Here is a 726-nt window from a genome sequence, read left to right on the forward strand (position 1 = left end):
TGCGGACAGTGTCTGGTGGGTAGTTTGACTGGGGCGGTCTCCTCCCAAAGAGTAACGGAGGAGCACGAAGGTCAGCTAATCACGGTCGGACATCGTGAGGTTAGTGCAATGGCATAAGCTGGCTTGACTGCGAGAGTGACGGCTCGAGCAGGTGCGAAAGCAGGTCATAGTGATCCGGTGGTTCTGTATGGAAGGGCCATCGCTCAACGGATAAAAGGTACTCCGGGGATAACAGGCTGATACCGCCCAAGAGTTCATATCGACGGCGGTGTTTGGCACCTCGATGTCGGCTCATCACATCCTGGGGCTGAAGTAGGTCCCAAGGGTACGGCTGTTCGCCGTTTAAAGTGGTACGCGAGCTGGGTTTAGAACGTCGTGAGACAGTTCGGTCCCTATCTGCCGTGGGCGCTGGAGAATTGAGAGGGGTTGCTCCTAGTACGAGAGGACCGGAGTGAACGCACCGCTGGTGTTCGGGTTGTCATGCCAATGGCACTGCCCGGTAGCTAAGTGCGGAAAAGATAAGCGCTGAAAGCATCTAAGCGCGAAACTTGCCTCGAGATGAGTTCTCCCTGTGGCTTTAAGCCACCTGAAGGGACGTTGAAGACGACGACGTTGATAGGCCGGGTGTGTAAGCGCAGCGATGCGTTGAGCTAACCGGTACTAATGACCCGTGAGGCTTAACCTTACAACGCCAGAAGCGTTCTGGCGGGCGTTATGAGAGACGCA

General features: G+C 55.8%; 1 rRNA gene. It reads left to right on the top strand.

The annotated features are described in order from the left end of the window. Positions 1 to 685, top strand: a 23S ribosomal RNA gene (locus QCD69_RS22460); the annotation flags it as partial. Positions 686 to 726 lie beyond the last annotated feature (41 nt).

This window comes from Erwinia sp. PsM31, assembly GCF_030433775.1.
Classification (GTDB): Bacteria; Pseudomonadota; Gammaproteobacteria; order Enterobacterales; family Enterobacteriaceae; genus Erwinia; species Erwinia aeris.